The sequence below is a fragment of the Aeromonas sp. Prich7-2 genome, from assembly GCF_017939255.1.
Lineage (GTDB): Bacteria > Pseudomonadota > Gammaproteobacteria > Enterobacterales > Aeromonadaceae > Aeromonas > Aeromonas caviae.
The window spans coordinates 1-18,225 of the sequence record NZ_JAGKRI010000020.1; the positions used below are offsets into that span (position 1 = coordinate 1).

Sequence of the window (18,225 nt, forward strand, 5' to 3'; positions counted from 1 at the left end):
CCGAGCCAGCATGTCGCCAGATGCCTCAACAACATCGTTCAGATCGTTTGCAATAGACATAAAAAAATCCGGAACCAGTGATTGGTTCCGGATTGTCCTACAGCAGAAGGATCGGTCAATGGATCCTTAACTGATCAGCATTGCGCACATGCGGGCCTTTTCTTTGAGATATCCAGGATGTTCTTGGCTGAATAGAAAAATAACCCGGCCTTGTCAAAGAACGGGTTATTCCTTCATCAGCACAACATATCAACAAACCTGTAATTAGCCGGGTAATTTATCGGCTAGAACCATACTTTCTTATTGATAATATAGGTCTGCTCAAATTCTTCATCTGACTTGGAGATATAAACAACAAATTCGATGAAGGCAATGATCCCGATAACAACCGACGGCAAACCAAGCAGAATGAAACCAAGCAGAAATATCAGCAGCATGATCACACCTTGTTTGGTGTAACCCAGGTAGAACTTGTGAGCACCGAAAGCGCCCAGGAAAAATGCAAACAGCGCAGCTGCGACCTTCTTGGAAGAACCAGCATTAGAGGCTATGGCATAGATGGCTTTTGCATGCTCGCCTTCAATAGAAAAATCAACTTTCAAGCCACTCCTCGGGAGCTGATTCCCTTTCCATTCAATAATGTCAAACTGATATCTATTACTATCATCCCCAGAAATCAAACCAGTACGAGCTGATTCATTAAAATCAATAACCGTGCCTTTCATTATTATCTGTCCTTTAGCAATAAGAGGATAAAGACCCGGTATGAGCAGGTCTATTGCGTTTGACAGGCTACAACAACAAAGGCTCATTTGAAACAAAAATTCATTTATGAATACTTGTATTCTACCAACCCATTCAAGCCTCTTTCTTATACCTGTATCGCCCCCATCAACCGATGGGCCGAACCAGAGCGGGTTGGTGGGGATCGCTGAGGCGCTCGGCCAGATAGTCCACCAGCAGCCGCACCTTGGGGGAGAGGTGGCGGTTGTGGGGATAGAGGGCCCAGATCCCCTCCTCGGGGGCCCGCAACTCCGGCAGCAGCTCGATGAGCTCCCCCCGGGCGAGGTGGTCGCTCACGTAGTAGTCCGGCAGCTGGATGATGCCGATCCCCTTGATGGCCGCATCCAGCAGGGCGTGGCCGCTGTTGCACTGAAGCAGACCGCGTACCCGCACGCTGTGGGGTTTACCGTTCAGGGTGAAGTGCCACTCGTCCCCGTTGCCCACCAGGCAGGTGTGACGGGCCAGCTCCGAGAGACTGTTGGGCATGCCGTGGCGGGCGGTGTAGGCGGGGGAGGCGCACACATAGGGTACCCGCTGCGCCAGCTTGCGGGCCACTAGGGTCGAATCCTTGAGGTGGCCGAGGCGGATCGCCAGATCGAACCCCTCGTGCACCAGATCCAGCAACTGGTTGGTGAGGTTGAGGGTCACCTCCAGCTGGGGGAAGCGCACCATGAAGTCGTTCACCAGGGGGGCGATGCGGCTCTCGCCGTAGGAGACCGGGGCCGTGATGCGCAAGGAGCCCTGGGGCACCGCCTGATGGCGTCCCACCGCCAGCTCCGCCTCGTAGAGGTTGTCCAGCAACTGGCGGCAGTGGCGAAAATAGATCTCCCCGAGTTCGGTGAGTCGCACCTGGCGGGTGGTGCGCAGCAGCAGCTTGGCCTGCAGCCTGTCTTCGAGCTGCGCCACCTGGCGGCTCACCTGGGCCACCGACACCCCGAGCTTGCGCGCGGCCGGGGTAAAGCCCCCCTGCTCCGCCACGCTGACAAATTCACAGACCCCTTCCCAGCCGAACATTATTACCTGTGTGTAAAAGTGATTTGATACTTAGCGTTATTATCACCAAATCGGCGGGAAACTACACTGGATCTCCGAACTCATTTCCGTTCATCCAACCACTACGAGGACGTCATTCATGGCACAGGTTCAGAGCATCAAGTGTAAAGCCGCCATCGCCTGGGGACCGGGTCAGCCCCTCTCCATCGAAGAGGTCGAGGTCATGCCGCCCCAGGCCGGCGAGGTGCGGGTGCGGATCGTCGCGACCGGCGTCTGCCACACCGATGCCTTCACCCTCTCCGGTGAAGATCCGGAAGGGGTCTTCCCCTGCATCCTGGGCCATGAAGGGGGCGGTATCGTCGAGTCCGTCGGCGAGGGCGTCACCAGCGTCAAGGTCGGCGATCACGTGATCCCGCTCTACACCCCCGAGTGCGGCGAGTGCAAGTTCTGCAAATCCGGCAAGACCAACCTGTGCCAGAAGATCCGCGCCACCCAGGGCAAGGGGCTGATGCCGGACGGCACCACCCGCTTCTCCAAGGACGGCCAGCCCATCTACCACTACATGGGCACCTCCACCTTCAGCGAATACACGGTGCTGCCCGAGATCTCCATCGCCAAGGTGGATCCGGCCGCCCCCCTGGAAGAGGTCTGCCTGCTGGGCTGCGGCGTCACCACCGGCATCGGCGCCGTGATGAACACCGCCAAGGTGAAAGAGGGTGAGAGCGTCGCCATCTTCGGGCTGGGGGGCATCGGCCTCTCCGCCATCATAGGCGCGCGCCTGGCCAAGGCCGGCCGCATCATCGCCATCGACATCAACGAGAGCAAATTCGAGCTGGCCCGCAAGCTGGGCGCCACCGACTGCATCAACCCGAACACGTTCGACAAGCCCATCCAGGAGGTGATCGTCGAGATGACCGACGGCGGCGTCGACTTCTCCTTCGAGTGCATCGGCAACGTCAAGGTGATGCGCGCGGCGCTGGAGTGCTGCCACAAGGGCTGGGGCGAATCCGTCATCATCGGCGTGGCCGGTGCGGGCCAGGAGATCAGCACCCGTCCGTTCCAGCTGGTCACCGGCCGGGTGTGGCGCGGCAGCGCCTTCGGGGGCGTGCGCGGTCGCAGCGAGCTGCCGAGCTACGTACAGCGCTACATGCAGGGTGAGTTCAAGCTGGACGACTTCATCACCCACACCATGCCCCTCGAGCAGATCAACGAGGCGTTCGATCTGATGCACGAAGGCAAGAGCATCCGCACCGTCATCCACTACTGATCCCATGAGCGCCCCGCCCATCGCATGGGCGGGGCAAGGAGTCCTTACATGAATCTGGACATCATCAGCAGCAACAAGAGCTTCGGCGGCTGGCACAAGCAGTATCGCCACCGCTCCAATGTGCTGGGGTGCGAGATGCGCTTCGCCATCTACCTGCCGCCCCAGGCCCTCACCGGCCAGAAAGTGCCGGTGCTCTACTGGCTCTCCGGTCTCACCTGCACCGACGAGAACTTCATGCAAAAAGCCGGGGCCCAGCGCATCGCCGCCGAGCTCGGCATCGCCCTGGTAGCGCCGGACACCAGCCCCCGCGGTGAAGGGGTGGCGGACGATCCCGGCTATGACCTCGGCATGGGGGCGGGTTTCTACGTCAACGCCACCCAGACCCCCTGGCGGGATCACTACCAGATGTACGATTACGTCACCCGGGAGCTGCCCGAGCTCATCGAGACCCACTTCCCGGTCTCGACGAAGCGCGCCATCAGCGGCCACTCCATGGGGGGCCACGGCGCCCTCATGGCCGCCCTGCGCGAGCCGGGTCGCTACCGCTCGGTGTCGGCCTTCAGCCCCATCAGCCACCCGAGCCGCTGCCCCTGGGGCCAGAAGGCCCTCGGCGCCTACCTCGGCAACAACCCCCTGCTGTGGCAGGAGTGGGATGCCTGCCAGCTGCTGCGCCACCACGACAGCCCGCCCCTGCCGACCCTGGTGGACGTGGGGCTGGACGACCCCTTCCTGGCGGAGCAGCTCGGCATCGACACCCTGGCCGAAGTGGCCGCCACCCGGGCGTGGCCCCTGACGCTCAACCGCCATGCCGGCTACGACCACAGCTATTACTTCGTGGCGAGCTTCATCGAGGCGCACCTGCGCTTTCACGCCAACCACCTGGGCGAACCGGCCTGAGGCTGACCCGCTCGTGGCCGCCCCGTCAGCGGGCGGCCATTCACCCGGAAACAGGAGACAAGGATGCCTCTCTTCACCACATTGCTGGCCATGCCTGATCAGTTCGAGCGGCTGCTGGCACAGGTCCCCACCGACCACCTGGACTGGGAACCCGCCAACTGGGCCGGGATCCCCTCCGAGCGTTTCAGTGCCAGGGGGCACCTCTGCCACCTGCTGGACATCGAGGTGCTGGGCTATCAGGTGCGGTTTCGTCGCACCCTGGCAGAAAGCCTGCCGGAGCTCGCCTCCCTCGATGGCTATCAGCTCGCGCTGGACCATGATTACTCCCGGCAGGATACCGCCACGCAGCTCGACCGGTTTCGCACCGCCCGCCTGCAGACCGTCGAATGGCTGAAGACGGTGCCGTCCGACGCCTGGCAGCGCCGCGCCCGCTATGGCGGCTATGGGGAGGTGACCCTGGACGGGCTGGTGCGCCTGCTCGTCAGCCATGACCACCAGCACCTCGCCGGCATGCAGTGGCTGCTGATGCGCCTGAACGCCGATCTGGGCCTCGCACTCCCCCTCGAGTGAGGCGTCGCCCCACAGTGTCACATCCTGCAAAAAAGGCCCCGAGGGGCCTTTTTCATTGTTGCGGTGATGGGATCAGCTCCCCAACCGACTCACCTGACCCGAGCCCGCGATCTCGCTGGTCAGCGCTGGGCTGCCCCAGTAGTTGACCGCACCGGCACCAGCGATCTCTATCTTGAGCCGCGACCGGGCCCGCACCTCGACCTCGCCACTGCCGGCGATGCTCACCTCGACCTCCTCGCTGGCGAGCCCGGCCCCCTTGACGCCACCGGCGCCGGCGATGTTCAGCGCCATCACCCGGGCGGAGCCCTGCCCCAGATCCAGGTTGCCCAGCCCGGCGATGTTGCCCTCCAGCCGATCCAGCGTCAGCCCGCTGGCGACGATGTCCCCCGTGCCCGCCAGGGAGAGCACCAGATCATCCCCCTTGAAGTCGCGCAAGGTGCCGTTGCCAACTCCCGCCAGTGCCAACTCGTGCAGCGTCGGCAGGGTGATGGTGATCTCCAGCGGCTGGGTGGGGTCGAGCCGGTAGCCATCCTTGACCTCGATCTCCAGCTTCTCCCCCTTCTCGGTGAGCACCAGATAGGGCAGCAGGTTGGCCTCCCCCTTGACCCTGAGGGTGTGGCTCTCTCCCGCCACCAGGTACAGGTTGGCGGGCACGCCCGCCAGCACCCGGGTCACCTCATGCCCCAGGGGATGCTGCTGCTCCACCACGGCCCCCTCCCCGCGCACCTTGACGTCATCCTGCCAGCTGCATCCGGTCAGTCCCAGGGCCAGCACCACTCCCAGCATCCATTTCATCCCGCTACTCCTCGTTTCCTCTTTGCCGCACGGCGCGGCAGGTGAGTGGCAATCAGCAAACCCTGTGCCATATAGCTAACATCATGATTTATCTATCCATTTCAATATTTCGAGGCTCGAAGGGTCCATAACAAAGAGTCATTCAGACCACAATCTGGTCAATCTGACCACACCCGAAGGGGGGTGTTGACCCATTTTTTTGGTTGCCGCCCCGGTTCGTTGAGCCAATAGTGATACCTGGTGCGTATAGAGCACTCCATCGCTGCTTCACCCGCCAGAATCAACAAGGAGTCAGAGCGTGACCCAAGCCAGCCACCCATTCGTCCATCCGGGCCTGCCTGCCCCCACCCGCACCCCGCTGCTGACCGGCGACGATCCCGACCACAAGCGCCGCGAGCTGCTCGCCTACTTCTGCCAGACCTTCGATCTCTACGACTCGCTGTTCGACTGCCTGGCCGACGAGCGGGCCTGGTTCAACAAGGCGATCCCCCTGCGCCACCCGCTCATCTTCTACTACGGCCATACCGCCGCCTTCTTCGTCAACAAGCTGCTGGCGGCCCGTCTCATCGAGAGTCGGCTCGACGCCCGCATCGAGGCCCTGGTCGCCATCGGGGTGGACGAGATGAGCTGGGACGATCTGGACGAAACCCACTACGACTGGCCCACGGTGGCCGAACTGCGTGACTACCGCGGCCGGGTGCGCGCCCTGGTGTGTGAGTTCATCGAGCGGATGCCGATCGAGCTGCCCATCCATTGGCAGAGCCCGGCCTGGGTCATCCTGATGGGCATAGAGCACGAGCGCATCCACCTCGAGACCTCCAGCGTGCTGATCCGCCAGCTGCCCCTGGCCTGGGTGCGCAGCCAGCCCCAGTGGCCGGTCTGCCCCGAGGCGCGCCACGATCTCGCCGCCGTCCCCGTCAACACCCTGCTGCCGGTGGCCGGCGGCCAGGTGCGACTCGGCAAGCAGGATGCCACCTACGGCTGGGACAACGAATACGGCGAGCGCCACATCGAGCTGGCCCCCTTCCAGGCCAGCCGCATGCTGGTGAGCAACGCCGAGTACCTGGCCTTCGTGCAGGCGGGCGGATATGAAGCGCCCGCCTGGTGGGATGACGAGGGCCGGGGCTGGCGCCAGTATGCCAACGCCCGCATGCCTACCTTCTGGGTCGGCGATCCCCTCGAACCCGAGCAGTTGCAACTGCGGCTGATGACCGAGCAGGTCCCCATGCCCTGGGACTGGCCGGTGGAGGTGAACCAGCTGGAGGCCGCCGCCTTCTGCCGCTGGAAGGCGGATCAGACCGGCCTGCCCGTCCAGCTGCCAAGCGAGGGGGAGTGGATGCTGCTGCGGGAGCAACTGGCCGGCGATCAGCCGGACTGGATGGAGGCCCCCGGCAACATCAACCTGGCCCGCTTCGCCTCCTCCTGCCCGGTGGATGCCTGCCCCCAGGGCAGCTTCTTCGATCTGGTGGGCAACGTCTGGCAGTGGACCAGCACCGCCATCGACGGCTTCGAGGGGTTCAAGGTGCACCCCCTCTACGACGACTTCTCCACCCCCACCTTCGACGGCAAGCACACCCTCATCAAGGGCGGGAGCTGGATCAGCACCGGCAACGAGGCGCTCAAATCCTCCCGCTACGCCTTCCGTCGCCACTTCTTCCAGCACGCGGGCTTCCGCTACCTGGTCTCGCGCCATCAGGAGCCCGTCATCGTGAACCCCTATGAAACCGACACGCTCGTCGCCCAGTATCTCGACTTCCAGTACGGCCCGAGCCACTTCGGGGTCGCCAACTACGCCGAGGTTCTGGCCAGTCTTGCCAGCGAGCTCTGTGGCCGCCATGAGCGGGCGCTCGACATCGGCTGCGCCACCGGCCGCGCCAGCTTCGAACTGGCTCGCCGCTTCGCCCACGTGGACGGGGTGGACTACTCGGCCCGCTTCATCGACGTGGCCCTGACCCTGGCAAGACAGGACAGCTTCCGCTATGCGGTGCCGGTGGAAGGGGATCTGGTGGAGTATTGCGAGGCGCGCCTCTCCCGCCACGAGCTTGGTCGCGAGCAGAGCGAGCGGGTCCACTTCAGCCAGGGGGATGCCTGCAACCTCAAGCCCAGGTACGGCGACTACGATCTGGTGCTCGCCTCCAACCTCATCGACCGGCTGCGGGAGCCCGCCCGCTTCCTGCGGGACATTGCTCCGCGCCTGCGCAGCGGTGGCCTGCTGGTGCTCACCAGCCCCTACACCTGGCTGACCGACTACACCCCCAAGGCCAACTGGCTCGGTGGCATCCGGGAAAACGGCGAGGCCCTCGGCACCTATCAGGCGCTGCAACGGCTGCTGGCGGAGGAGTTCGAGGAGCACATGCCCCCGCGGGACGTCCCCTTCGTCATCCGCGAGACCGCCCGCAAGTACCAGCACACGGTGGCCCAGCTCACCGTCTGGCGCAAACGCTGACGACGCGGCAGACGCGGCAAACGAAAGAGGGAGGCCCATGGCCTCCCTCTTCTTTATCCGGACCGCTTACCCCTCCTGTACCTGGGGCAGGGCCTCCTGCTCGTGGTAGCGGCGGGCCAGCACGGCGCACACCATCAGCTGGATCTGGTGGAAGATCATCAGCGGCAGCACCATGACCCCGACGCTGGCGGCGGGGAACATGACGTTGGCCATGGGCACCCCGTTGGCCAGGCTCTTCTTGGAGCCGCAGAAGACGATGGTGATCTCGTCCGCCCTGTTGAAACCGAGGCGACGGCTGATCCAGACGTTCCACCCCAGCACCAGTGCCAGCAGCACGCAGCTCAGCAGCACGATGCTGGCGAGATCGTACCAACCGACCTGGTGCCAGATCCCCTGTACCACCGCCTCGCTGAAGGCCACATAGACCACCAGCAGGATGGAGCTCTGATCCAGCTTGCCGATGAGTGGCCGGTGGCTGTCAACCCAGCCACCGATGAGGGGGCGTGACAGGTGCCCCACCACGAAGGGCAGCATCAGCTGCACCATGATGGCCTGAATGGAGTGCCAGGTATCGACCCCCTCCCCCTGCACATTGATCATCAGCCCCACCAGCACCGGCGAGAGGAAGATGCCGAGGATGCTGGAGGCCGAGGCGCTGCACACCGCCGCCGACACATTGCCGCCCGCCATGGAGGTGAAGGCGATGGCCGACTGCACGGTGGCGGGCAGGGCGCACAGATACAAGAAACCGAGATAGATGGCCGGGCTCAGCCACTGGGGCACCAGCGGCGTGAGCAAGAGCCCCAACAGCGGGAAGAGCAGGAAGGTGCTCGCCATCACCACCAGGTGCAGCCGCCAGTGGCCGAGGCCCGCCATCAGGTTCTGGCGCGACAGCTTGGCACCGTGCATGAAGAAGAGCAGCGCCACCGCCAGCTTGGTCAGCAGACCGAACCAGACGGCCACCTGCCCCTCGCAGGGGAAGAAGGAGGCCAGGGCCACCACGGCAATCAGCACAGAGGTAAAAGGATCCAGACGCACGGAGAGTCTCCAGAGAAAGCGCGTCCCGCACGGGATGGGGACGACAGGGCACGGGGAAGGCGTCATCAGGCGACGACCCCGGATACGAAGGGACAAGCTTACCCCGAACACCCTGTGGTGCAAAGTTGAGCGGCAGCCTCATTTGTTTCATTTTGTTAAACGATAACGCGCATTCTCACAGCAAAACTAAACGATTTTGCCCCTCCGGCCCCGGATCCGGCCAACAAAAACGGGCGACCCTGGTCGCCCGCCTCCTGTTTGCCACATGCCGATCAGCGCTGGCTGGCCAGGGTGCCGCTACCGCTTTTCTTCTCATTGCTGGCGAGCTTACGGGCCTGCCGTTTCTCGAAGCGGGAGATCCACCAGTAGGCCAGCGCCGAGAAGACCGCGGTCATGAAGACATTGATGAAGAAGGCGCGCACCAGATCCACCCCGCTCGGGAAGGCGGAGGCGCTCATGCTCACCACGAAGATGGCGATCAGCACCGACACCACCCCCATCCCGAAGGTGCGCGACCCCATGCGGAACTCGCGGGGGGTGTCGTCATGTTTCCAGCGGAACACGAAGTAGGCCACCATGATGAAGATCGGCGGCAACATGGCGGTACCGGCGGTGAGGTTGATGGCGGTGTTCATCATCTGCTGCACCGACTCGGAGCCGAAGCCGTTGACCACCAGCATCGCGAACACGAAGACAAACTGCCACCAGGCGGCACGCACCGGCACGCCGTGCTCGTTGAGCTGGGTGGTCTTCTCGCCGTAAACCCCCTGCGGGATCTCGGAGAAGTGGATCTTCACCGGCGCCGAGGTCCACATCATCATGGAGCCGAACATGGCGATAAACAGCACCACGCCGACGAAGCGGCCCACCAGCGCTTCCGACAGCTGGAAGTACTGGGCCATGCCGGTGAAGATCTCCACCATGCCGCCGGCGTAGGTGAGGCTCTCGCGCGGCACGAACACGTTCACCAGCAGGGAACCGAGGGCATACATGGCACCGATGACGATACCGGCGCTGATGATCACCTTGATGAAGGACTTCTGACCCCCCTTCACGTCATTGAGGTAGGCCGCCGCCGTCTCGGCACCGCCCGCCGCCTGGAAGATCCAGCACATGATGCCCAGCGTCGCCCAGTTGACGGTGGGTGTCATCGCCGCCAGGGTGATGGGCTGGGCCGGCACATGATCGCCACCGAGGGCCATCAGGGCGCCCAGCACATAGATGGCGAACAGGGCAAATACCCCGTAGGCCACGATCTCGGCAATCTTGCCGAGCCAGCTCGCCCCCTTGGTGGAGATGTGGGTCGCCGCCGCAAACAGCACGATGGAGATGACCGAGGTGACCATGGGCGAGAAGCTGTACTCATAGCCCAGCATGGCGTAGGAGGCGTAGGCGATGACGTTGGGCAGCAGGGAGACGAACCAGAACAGATTCACGAACCAGTAGAGAAACGAGCCCAGATAGGCCATCCGGGTGCCGAGCGGCTTTTTCAGCCAGTCGTACATCCCCGACTCGGAGTTTTTATTGGCCGAGACGAACTCGGCGATGATGAAGACGAACGGGATGAAGTAGACGATGGTCGCCAGCAGGAAGATGGGGGCGGAGCTGAGCCCCAGCTCGATGTTGTTGTTGACGATGTTGCGCACGTTGAACACGGCGGCAAAGGTCATCGACAACAGGGCAAACTTGCCTATGGTGCCGCGTACGGATTCAGACATGGTGTCCTCCAGTGGACTTGCGCTCCTTGCGGGTAACGCTGTGACTCTGTGATGTGTTCGGCAAGGGTCTGTCGGCCCCGCGCGTTACTCTCTTGTTATGATCGGCCCGCGTGGACGACCTCGTTGGTGAACCGGTGCCGTCTCCCGCACCGGCTCGCAATCCCGTTCAGACGATCGGGGTGCCCGGCGCCATCGGCACCCGCGGCTGCAACAGCACGCTCTGGCGCTCGTCCGGGGTCTCGGCGCAGAGCAACATGCACTCGGAGCGCTCGCCGCGCATCCTGGTGGGTTTCAAGTTGGTCAGTACCACCACCTCGCTGCCCATCAGCTCCTCTTCGCTGTAGTAAGGCACCAGACTGGTGACGGTCTGCAGCGGCCGCTCGCCACCCACGTCGATCTGGACGATGTAGAGTTTGTCGGCACCGGGGTGACGCACCACCTCCAGCACCTTGCCCACCTTCATCTCGACCCGTTTGAATTCGGCAAACTCGATCGTCTCGCTCATGCACTTTTCCTTTTCTGGTTCAACGGTTTGCGGGTGGCCAACGGCCACCCGGTTTGATGGGGTCATGACGGCTGGATGACGACCTGCGCCGCCGGCTGGGCCTCTTTCGCGCGCGCCTCGGCGCTGAGGGAGGCCTCGTATCGGTTGTATTTCCACCAGGCGAAGCCGAGGAAAATCACGATCCCGCCGACGTTGTAGAAGACGATGGTCATGATGTCGGCGCCGGTCGGGAAGGTGGAGGCGAGGAAGCCCACCGAGAAGATGGCGATCAGCACCGACACCACGGCGATGCCGGTGGTGCGCGACCCCATCTTGAACTCCCGTGGCAGGTGGTCGAGCTTCAGGCGCAGATTGAGGTAGGCCAGCATGATGAACAGCGGCGGCAGCATGGAAGCGGCAGCGGTCATGTTGATGACGGTGTTCATCAGATCCTGCGCTGTGTTGGAGCCCAGGGTCGGGATCACCATCAGCGGCAGCACGATGAGGTACTGGATCCAGGCTGCACGGGCGGGCACGCCGTTCTCGTTCAGCTCGACGGTTTTCTTGCCGAAGATGCCGGCCGGGATCTCGGAGAAGAAGATCTTCACCGGGGTCGCGGTCCACATCAGCAGGGAGCCGAACATGGCGGTGAAGGAGACCAGACCCACGAAGCGGTTCATCAGGATCTCCGGCAGGCCGAAGTAAGCCGCCAGCCCCTCGAACACCTGCACCGAGCCGCCGGTGTATTTCAGGGTGTCGCTGTGGACGAACACGTTGATCAACAGGGATGCGATGGAGTAGAGCACGCCGATAAAGATCCCGGCGACGATGATCACCTTCACGAAGGACTTGGAGCCGCCTTTCACGTCATTGACGTAGACCGCGACCGACTCGGCGCCACCGGCTGCCATAAAGATCCAGGTGGTGATGCCGAGGAAGGCCCAGCTGAAATCGGGGATCATGGCCTCTACCGTGATGGGGTCAGCCGGTTGCACGCCGCCCACCAGTGCCGCACCCGCCAACAGGATGTAGGAGAGGGTCAGCAGCAGCATCAGGGACGAGGTCACCGAGGTGATGGGGCCGAGCATCCTGGCGCCGTTGGTGGAAACGTAGGTGGCAAAGGCAAACAGCACCATGCTCAAGGCCGTGGTCGCCACCGGGGTGAGAATGTACTCGTAGCCGAGGAAGGCATAGGAGGCGTAGGCGATAACCCGCGGCAGCAGCGAGGTGAAGAAGAAGAGGTTCACGAACCAGTAGGTGTAGGCGGAGATAAATGCCCAGCGACCGCCGAGGGAGCTCTTCACCCAGGCGTAAACCCCCGCTTCGGAGTTCTTATTCAGTGACACAAATTCCGCAATGATCAGGCAAAACGGAATGAAGTAAAAAATGGTGGCCAGAAAGAACATCGGGGCCGAGGCCAGACCGATCTCGATGTTGTTGTTGATGACGTTGTTGAAGCTGAATACCGCCGCGAAGGTGAGCGACAGCAGACCAAACTTGCCTATCGTATTGCGTTTGGAATCAGACATGGTGCATCTCCAGACCTGTAGTTATCTCACGAAAGGGCGGGGTATGGGTTGTAGGGTGAACCCCGCCCTTCCGGCTTTGTCAGTGCAGACCAGCGGCTTGTTATTTGTTCTTGAAGTAGCCGCCTTCGACGGTGACCTTGATGATCACCTTGCGCACCGGGCTGTCGCCTGTGAACCGGTAAGCCTCGTCGTTCTCGAAGATCACCACCTGACCGTTGCCGACTTTCTGGCGCTCGCGCACCTCGCCGGCCAGCCACTCGCGGTCGGTGGTGTCGTCGTAAGCCTGCTCGACCGCCAGCTCGCTCTTGGCAGCCCACTCCACCGTCTCTGCCCCTTCCAGGTAGTAGTGAACGTCGAAGTAACGGCGCTGCCCCTCGAACAGGGAGGTGGCCGGGCTGGCCCCCTCCTGCAAGCGGTAGGTGAGGGAGTCACCGATGGAGTGGCAGATGCCGGGCTTGAGGTTGGCCAGATTGTTGATGGCCTCCACGCAGCGGCCCCACTTCTTGCCCTCCCGGTAGATATTTTTGAACAGGGTCAGGTTGTCCAGGGTGATCATGCGAGGTTCCTCCCGCCGTTGATGGTGAGGTCGAGCCCGGCCAGCGCAGCCGGATTGAGGTTGCCACGGGCGATGGGCAGCAGGGTCAGGCCGAAGCTGAACGGCTCGAAGCGCACCCGCCAGGAGTCCAGCACCTCGGAGCCCCAGGAGTTGGAACCGAGCCCCAGCACCTTGTGATCCAGATTGAGGGTGAGATAACCGCTAGGCTCCAGCTCGTTGATGTGTTGCGCCCCGTGAATATGCTCCCAGCTGTAGGGCCAGACGCTCAGGTTGATGGGGGTATCGGGCCGCACGTAGAGACCGGCACCGTGACGATTGGTCAGGGTCGCCCAGCGCACCTGCTGGCGGTTGCCGTTGTCCTGCGGGAAGGGGTAGTGCTCCCACATCTCGCTGACTGTGCTCTGGAAGCTGTCGATCCAGTTGCTCTGGCGGCTGTCCTGATAGTTCTCGCCCGGCCCCATGCCGTAGTAGTGCAACCGGTCGAGATCCTGACGAATGCCCAGCTCGAAGCCGATCTTGGGGATGATGTCGTCATAACCGCCGTAGGGCTGGCCGGACAGTGCCACGTGCAGCTGGCCGTTCGGGCTCAGGGTGTAGACGTAGCGGCAGCGCATGCCGAAGTCGAACACCGGCGGCGCGATCAGACTCTCAACCGTCACCTCGACCGCCTCGCCCAGCTGACGCCAGCTTAAGGTGCGGAAGTGCTCCTGCATGATCTGCAGGTGGTTCGGGTGCCACAGGCTCTCGTACTCCTGCTTGTGGTTGTCGATCATCGGCTTGAAGAAGGTGAGGCGTGGGGCTCGCTCGATGAGTTCGATACCATCCTGCTGCCAGCTCACCAGCTTGCCGTCGAGGCGCGAGAAGCGCAGGGCAAAGCCGCTGCCGCTCAAGGTCAGCGCGAGGCGCTCATCGGCAATCTGCAACGGAGTGGCGTTGGGGTTGGCAAAGGGCTGCAGCTGGCGAGTCGACTCTTTCAGCTGGAACTGGTACTGGCCCAGCTCGTGCTCCGCCGCGCTGTAGCGGGTCGCACTGGCCTTGATGACCCGCAGCTGGACGAAGGTTTCCCGCCCATCCAGGGATGGCAGTTCGAGCTGCAACTCGGTGGTGGCACCGGGGGCCACCCCTTCCAGCCGGATTTGCTGGCTGGCCAGCAGTTCGCCCTCGGCCTTCACTTCAACCAGCAGGCGGATGTCGTCGAGAGTGGAGAACCAGTAGCGGTTTTCCAGCTCAAGCTTGCCGCTCGCCAGATCCAGCGCGCGCACCTTGACCGGGCAGATCACCTGCTTGTATTCGCGCAGCCCCGGCCCCGGGGTCTGATCCGGGTAGATGAGGCCATCCATGCAGAAGTTGTAGTTGTTGGGGTAGTCGCCGTAGTCGCCGCCGTACTTGTAGACCGGGCGGCCCTGCTCGTCCTGATCCAGAATGCCGTGATCGCACCACTCCCAGATATAGTGGCCCTGAATGTGGGGATGGCGGTCAAACACCTGCTGGTATTCGCTCAGGCCACCCGGGCCGTTGCCCATGGCGTGGGCGTATTCGCAGAGGATACGCGGCTTCTCCATCGGGAACTCGCCGAAGCAGTTCATCTGGGAGACGCGGGAGTACATGGTGCTCACCACATCCACCACCTCGGCGTCTCGATCTTCTTCGTAGTGCACCAGCCGGGTCGGGTCGATCCCCTTGCAGCGCTGGTACATGGCTCTGATGTTGCAGCCGTAGCCGGACTCGTTGCCGAGCGACCAGATGATGATGGAGGGGTGGTTCTTCTGGGCGTGCACATGGCGCTCGATGCGATCCACGAACACCGGCTCCCAGAAGGGATCGTCGGTGATGCGGCTGAGATCGCCGACGTTGGCAAAACCGTGAGTCTCCACGTCGGTCTCCGCCATCACAAACAGGCCGTACTGGTCGCACAGCTCGTAGAAGCGCGGGTCGTTCGGGTAGTGGGCGGTGCGCACCGAGTTGAGGTTGTGCTGCTTCATCAGCACGATATCGCGCTCCACCCGATCCATGCCGACCGCGCGGCTCTTGAGGTGGTCGTTGTCGTGGCGGTTCACCCCGTGCAGCTTGAGGTAGTGGCCGTTGACGTAGAAGAGGCCATCCTTGACGGTAATTTCACGCACCCCGACTCGCTGCGGGATCACTTCCAGCAGCTTGCCCTGACCGTTGTAGAGGGAGAGTTGCAGCTGGTAGAGGTAAGGATCTTCGGCGCTCCACAGATGGGGGTTGGCCAGATCCAGCGTGAAGCGGCAATCACACTTGCCGTCGATGGCGAGATGATCGAGCGAGCCGCTGGCGATCTCGCTGCCCTGATCCAGCAGGGACCAGACCAGACGGTGATCACGGGCTGCTGCCCCCAGGTTCTCCAGCTGGATATCGCAGCTCAGGGTCGCGCTCCGGTTGTCGTCGGCCAGCGCGGTGCGGATAAAGAAGTCCTGCACATGGGCGGCCGGTTTGCCCACCAGATAGACGTCGCGGAAGATCCCCGCCATCCACCACATGTCCTGATCTTCGATATAGGTAGAGTCCGCCCACTGCATCACCCGCACCGACAGCAGGTTTTCGCCAACCTTGGCATAGGCACTGATATCGAACTCGGCGGTGAGACGGCTCCCCTTGCTGAAACCGACATAGTGGCCGTTCACATAGACCTCGAAGTAGGTCTCCACCCCGTCAAACTTGATGATCACCTGATCGCCGTCCCAGGCCGGGCTCAGCGTGAAGCTGCGCTGATAGGTGCCGGTGGGGTTGTTGGTCGGCACGAAGGGCACGTCTATGGGGAAGGGAAAACCTTCGTCGGTGTACTGGAGCTGACCATGTCCTTCCATCTGCCACATGTTGGGCACGGTGATCTGGCCCCATTCGCTCATGGGGCTGTGATAGAAGGCCTCCGGCACCTGCAGGGGGTGGTCGAAGTAGCGGAACTGCCATTGGCCGCTCAGCCCCAGAAAACGGCGGCTCAGCTCCCGCTGCATGGTGGCCGCCAGCGCGTGGTCGGCATAAGAGAAGAAGTAGGCGCGCGGAGCCAGCCTGTTTTCACCAACGAATTGGACGTTTTCCCAGTTATTCACATGTCCTCCCGGAACAAGGCAACGTTAACTGGGTAAACTCTAGATAAACATTTACTAAATATCAGTTTTGAATAGGTAAAGTTTTAACCTGATCACAGTGAGCGGATGGTTTTGTGAGCGAGATCAGAAGCGGAAGATAAAAGGGAATAGGGCGGATGGGTGTGGCATGGATGTTGATGATAGCTGGCTGAATGGCAGTAAAATCAACTATAAAACATTGTGATGTGACGTCATTGGATGAAATGGCAAAGCAGTTTGCTTGGTAGGGGTGTCGCACCACCGCAAGATGGTGCGACTAAAATGCAGGATATTTTACTAAAATCAGCGCGTAGTGCCACGCAGGGTCAACTTGCTCGGTACCAGCACCCGAAGGGGAATATCACGCTCGTCCCGCAGCCGTTCGACCAACAGATTGACTCCCTGGGAGCCCATCAACTCGGAGTGGATCCGCACCGTTGAGAGCGGCGGGAAGGTGAACTTGGCAGTCGGAATATCGTTGACGCTGATAAGCTCGATCTGCTGGGGAATCGCCAGTCCCTTCTCGTGGATGGCACGCAGCACACCGATGGCGATGGAGTCGGAGGCGACAAACAGCGCCCTGGGCCAGTCACCGGCCAGCATCTCCTTCGCCAACTTGTAGCCGGAAGCGCTGGAGAAGTCTCCGCGATAGAGGTCGCTCTCCTGCACCACCCCAAGCCGCTGGCCATAATCGCGAAAGGCGAGTTCCCGCAGATCCGGGCCATCATCCTGGCCACCGATATAGCCGATGCGCTGATGGCCCTCGGCGATGAAGAAGTCCACTACCTGCTGGCTGATGAGTGCCAGATCCACGTCAATCGAGTCAAAATCCCCCTGAGAGCGGCAATCCACGAACACCAGCTGTGCAGACAGGCCGCGTAGCACGGCCAGCCGTTCTTCCGGCAGATGGCCGATGACCAGGATGCCATCGACGGCAGAGAGCTCACGCCCCTCGGCACCGTTGTAGCAGTGGGCCAGCTCGATGTTGAGGCGGGTGCACTGGGTCTCGATGCCGTAGCGGATGGCGAGGTAATAGGGATCGTTGACCTCGGTGCTCTGGGGATAGGCGTAGACAGCCAGGAGCTGCAGCTTGCTCTTGTGCACCCCTTTGCGGGCGCTGCTGGTCTTGTACTCCAGCCGCTCGGCAATCTCGAAGATCTTCTGCCTGGTCTCGTCCTTGACGCTCAGGCTGGGATCCTCGTTCAGCACACGGGATACGGTAGCAAGCGATACCCCCGCCTCCTGTGCAATTTCCTTCAACGTAGCCATCAATACCTCGCAGGCAGCATCACGTGTTCATCGGGCAACGGCTAAAGAGTAACGAGCAATCCCTTGATAGCCCAGCATTTTTACTGAAATAGAAGCAGGGAATTGCGGCGGGAGGACAGAAATGCAAAAAGGCCTCCCGCATGGGAGGCCTCTTCTGAATAGGTGCCTGACAGTGTCCTACTCTCGCATGGCGAATGCCACACTACCATCGGCGCTACCGCGTTTCACTTCTGAGTTCGGCATGGGATCAGGTGGTTCCACGGCGCTATTGCCGTCAGGCAAAAGCTGTACTGCTTGAAAATGGTGCTGATACCCAGAATCGAACTGGGGACCTCATCCTTACCAAGGATGCGCTCTACCGACTGAGCCATATCAGCACACTAACCGGTAAAGACCACGCTCAATGCGTAATCTAAAATTGGGTGCCTGGCAGTGTCCTACTCTCGCATGGCGAATGCCACACTACCATCGGCGCTACAGCGTTTCACTTCTGAGTTCGGCATGGGGTCAGGTGGTTCCACTGCGCTATTGCCGCCAGGCAAAATCTTAATCCAGAAAGCTGACGTGTATAACGACTTTGCTAGTTTGCTCTGTCGCTATCACTGAATTTGTAAGTAGTTCGCTTGGTATTTGCTACAAGCCTTCGAACACTTCTTGGGTGTTGTATGGTTAAGCCTCACGGGTAATTAGTATGGGTTAGCTCAACGTATCGCTACGCTTACACACCCCACCTATCAACGTTGTGGTCTCCAACGGCCCTTTAGGACCCTCAAGGGGTCAGGGATGACTCA

At 61.7% G+C, this 18,225-nt stretch carries 14 protein-coding genes, 1 tRNA gene and 3 rRNA genes; 4 read left to right on the forward strand and 14 right to left on the reverse strand.

The genetic code is table 11. The annotated features are described in order from the left end of the window. Positions 1-284 precede the first annotated feature (284 nt). The gene (locus tag J9892_RS05010) at positions 285-725 is read right to left on the reverse strand and encodes a TM2 domain-containing protein (protein ID WP_103244049.1); all 441 of its coding nucleotides are present in this window, start codon (positions 723-725) and stop codon (positions 285-287) included. A 166-nt stretch (positions 726-891) separates the two neighbouring features. After that, positions 892-1,797 (reverse strand): LysR substrate-binding domain-containing protein, encoded by a 906-nt coding sequence (locus tag J9892_RS05015; protein WP_039039541.1) that lies wholly within the window; start codon positions 1,795-1,797, stop codon positions 892-894. Positions 1,798-1,915: 118 nt separating this feature from the next. Between J9892_RS05015 and J9892_RS05020 the strand changes: the two genes are divergently transcribed. The 3 genes from J9892_RS05020 (at position 1,916) to J9892_RS05030 (ending at position 4,510) form a co-directional block, all read left to right on the forward strand. Continuing rightward, a complete protein-coding gene (locus tag J9892_RS05020) occupies positions 1,916-3,043 on the forward strand; it encodes an S-(hydroxymethyl)glutathione dehydrogenase/class III alcohol dehydrogenase (RefSeq protein ID WP_010672469.1) in 1,128 nt (375 codons plus the stop codon). 48 nt (positions 3,044-3,091) lie between these two features. Then, positions 3,092-3,940, forward strand: a complete 849-nt coding sequence (fghA, locus tag J9892_RS05025; RefSeq protein WP_210538029.1) for an S-formylglutathione hydrolase — start codon at positions 3,092-3,094, stop codon at positions 3,938-3,940. A 63-nt stretch (positions 3,941-4,003) separates the two neighbouring features. Then, entirely contained in the window at positions 4,004-4,510 is a 507-nt protein-coding gene (locus tag J9892_RS05030) for a DinB family protein (protein ID WP_045522459.1), read from the forward strand. A 72-nt stretch (positions 4,511-4,582) separates the two neighbouring features. On the opposite strand, the gene J9892_RS05035 is transcribed toward J9892_RS05030, so the two are convergent. Beyond that, the gene (locus J9892_RS05035) at positions 4,583-5,305 is read right to left on the reverse strand and encodes a DUF2807 domain-containing protein (RefSeq protein ID WP_171865057.1); all 723 of its coding nucleotides are present in this window, start codon (positions 5,303-5,305) and stop codon (positions 4,583-4,585) included. Positions 5,306-5,603: 298 nt separating this feature from the next. On the opposite strand from J9892_RS05035, the gene ovoA reads away from it, so the two are divergent. Then, positions 5,604-7,751: a 5-histidylcysteine sulfoxide synthase gene (ovoA, locus tag J9892_RS05040; protein ID WP_171865058.1), complete on the forward strand. Its 2,148-nt coding sequence runs from the start codon at positions 5,604-5,606 to the stop codon at positions 7,749-7,751. Between the two features lie 66 nt (positions 7,752-7,817). On the opposite strand, the gene J9892_RS05045 is transcribed toward ovoA, so the two are convergent. The 11 genes from J9892_RS05045 to J9892_RS05095 all read right to left on the reverse strand — a co-directional run. Then, the gene (locus tag J9892_RS05045; RefSeq protein WP_043153590.1) at positions 7,818-8,789 is read right to left on the reverse strand and encodes a bile acid:sodium symporter family protein; all 972 of its coding nucleotides are present in this window, start codon (positions 8,787-8,789) and stop codon (positions 7,818-7,820) included. Positions 8,790-9,061: 272 nt separating this feature from the next. Further along, positions 9,062-10,507: an amino acid permease gene (locus J9892_RS05050; RefSeq protein WP_043153592.1), complete on the reverse strand. Its 1,446-nt coding sequence runs from the start codon at positions 10,505-10,507 to the stop codon at positions 9,062-9,064. Between the two features lie 166 nt (positions 10,508-10,673). After that, positions 10,674-11,012, reverse strand: a complete 339-nt coding sequence (locus J9892_RS05055) for a tRNA-binding protein (protein ID WP_043153594.1) — start codon at positions 11,010-11,012, stop codon at positions 10,674-10,676. A 62-nt stretch (positions 11,013-11,074) separates the two neighbouring features. Next, positions 11,075-12,520, reverse strand: coding sequence for an amino acid permease (locus J9892_RS05060; RefSeq protein WP_210538030.1), 1,446 nt, complete (start codon positions 12,518-12,520; stop codon positions 11,075-11,077). A gap of 100 nt (positions 12,521-12,620) precedes the next feature. Then, on the reverse strand, positions 12,621-13,076 hold the full coding sequence (locus J9892_RS05065; RefSeq protein ID WP_103244042.1) for a beta-galactosidase subunit beta: 456 nt from the start codon (positions 13,074-13,076) through the stop codon (positions 12,621-12,623). Beyond that, positions 13,073-16,147 carry a beta-galactosidase subunit alpha gene (ebgA, locus tag J9892_RS05070; protein ID WP_210538031.1) on the reverse strand — a complete coding sequence of 1,025 codons (3,075 nt, stop codon included), beginning with the start codon at positions 16,145-16,147 and terminating at the stop codon, positions 13,073-13,075. The genes J9892_RS05065 and ebgA overlap by 4 nt, the downstream gene beginning before the upstream one ends. Before the next feature lie 321 nt (positions 16,148-16,468). Further along, the gene (gene ebgR, locus J9892_RS05075; protein WP_041214116.1) at positions 16,469-17,434 is read right to left on the reverse strand and encodes a transcriptional regulator EbgR; all 966 of its coding nucleotides are present in this window, start codon (positions 17,432-17,434) and stop codon (positions 16,469-16,471) included. Between the two features lie 164 nt (positions 17,435-17,598). Then, a 5S ribosomal RNA gene (gene rrf / locus J9892_RS05080) occupies positions 17,599-17,713 on the reverse strand. Between the two features lie 22 nt (positions 17,714-17,735). Further along, a tRNA-Thr gene (locus tag J9892_RS05085) sits at positions 17,736-17,811 on the reverse strand. 47 nt (positions 17,812-17,858) lie between these two features. Continuing rightward, a 5S ribosomal RNA gene (gene rrf / locus J9892_RS05090) occupies positions 17,859-17,973 on the reverse strand. A 126-nt stretch (positions 17,974-18,099) separates the two neighbouring features. After that, positions 18,100-18,225 (reverse strand): 23S ribosomal RNA (locus J9892_RS05095); the annotation flags it as partial.

Excerpts from the sequence above, each read along its gene's own strand:
- J9892_RS05010 (WP_103244049.1), bottom strand. The coding sequence starts at position 725 with ATGAAAGGCACGGTTATTGATTTTAATGAATCAGCTCGTACTGGTTTG.
- J9892_RS05015 (WP_039039541.1), bottom strand. The coding sequence starts at position 1,797 with ATGTTCGGCTGGGAAGGGGTCTGTGAATTTGTCAGCGTGGCGGAGCAG.
- J9892_RS05020 (WP_010672469.1), top strand. The coding sequence starts at position 1,916 with ATGGCACAGGTTCAGAGCATCAAGTGTAAAGCCGCCATCGCCTGGGGA.
- fghA (WP_210538029.1), top strand. The coding sequence starts at position 3,092 with ATGAATCTGGACATCATCAGCAGCAACAAGAGCTTCGGCGGCTGGCAC.
- J9892_RS05030 (WP_045522459.1), top strand. The coding sequence starts at position 4,004 with ATGCCTCTCTTCACCACATTGCTGGCCATGCCTGATCAGTTCGAGCGG.
- J9892_RS05035 (WP_171865057.1), bottom strand. The coding sequence starts at position 5,305 with ATGAAATGGATGCTGGGAGTGGTGCTGGCCCTGGGACTGACCGGATGC.
- J9892_RS05050 (WP_043153592.1), bottom strand. The coding sequence starts at position 10,507 with ATGTCTGAATCCGTACGCGGCACCATAGGCAAGTTTGCCCTGTTGTCG.
- J9892_RS05055 (WP_043153594.1), bottom strand. The coding sequence starts at position 11,012 with ATGAGCGAGACGATCGAGTTTGCCGAATTCAAACGGGTCGAGATGAAG.
- J9892_RS05060 (WP_210538030.1), bottom strand. The coding sequence starts at position 12,520 with ATGTCTGATTCCAAACGCAATACGATAGGCAAGTTTGGTCTGCTGTCG.
- J9892_RS05065 (WP_103244042.1), bottom strand. The coding sequence starts at position 13,076 with ATGATCACCCTGGACAACCTGACCCTGTTCAAAAATATCTACCGGGAG.
- ebgR (WP_041214116.1), bottom strand. The coding sequence starts at position 17,434 with ATGGCTACGTTGAAGGAAATTGCACAGGAGGCGGGGGTATCGCTTGCT.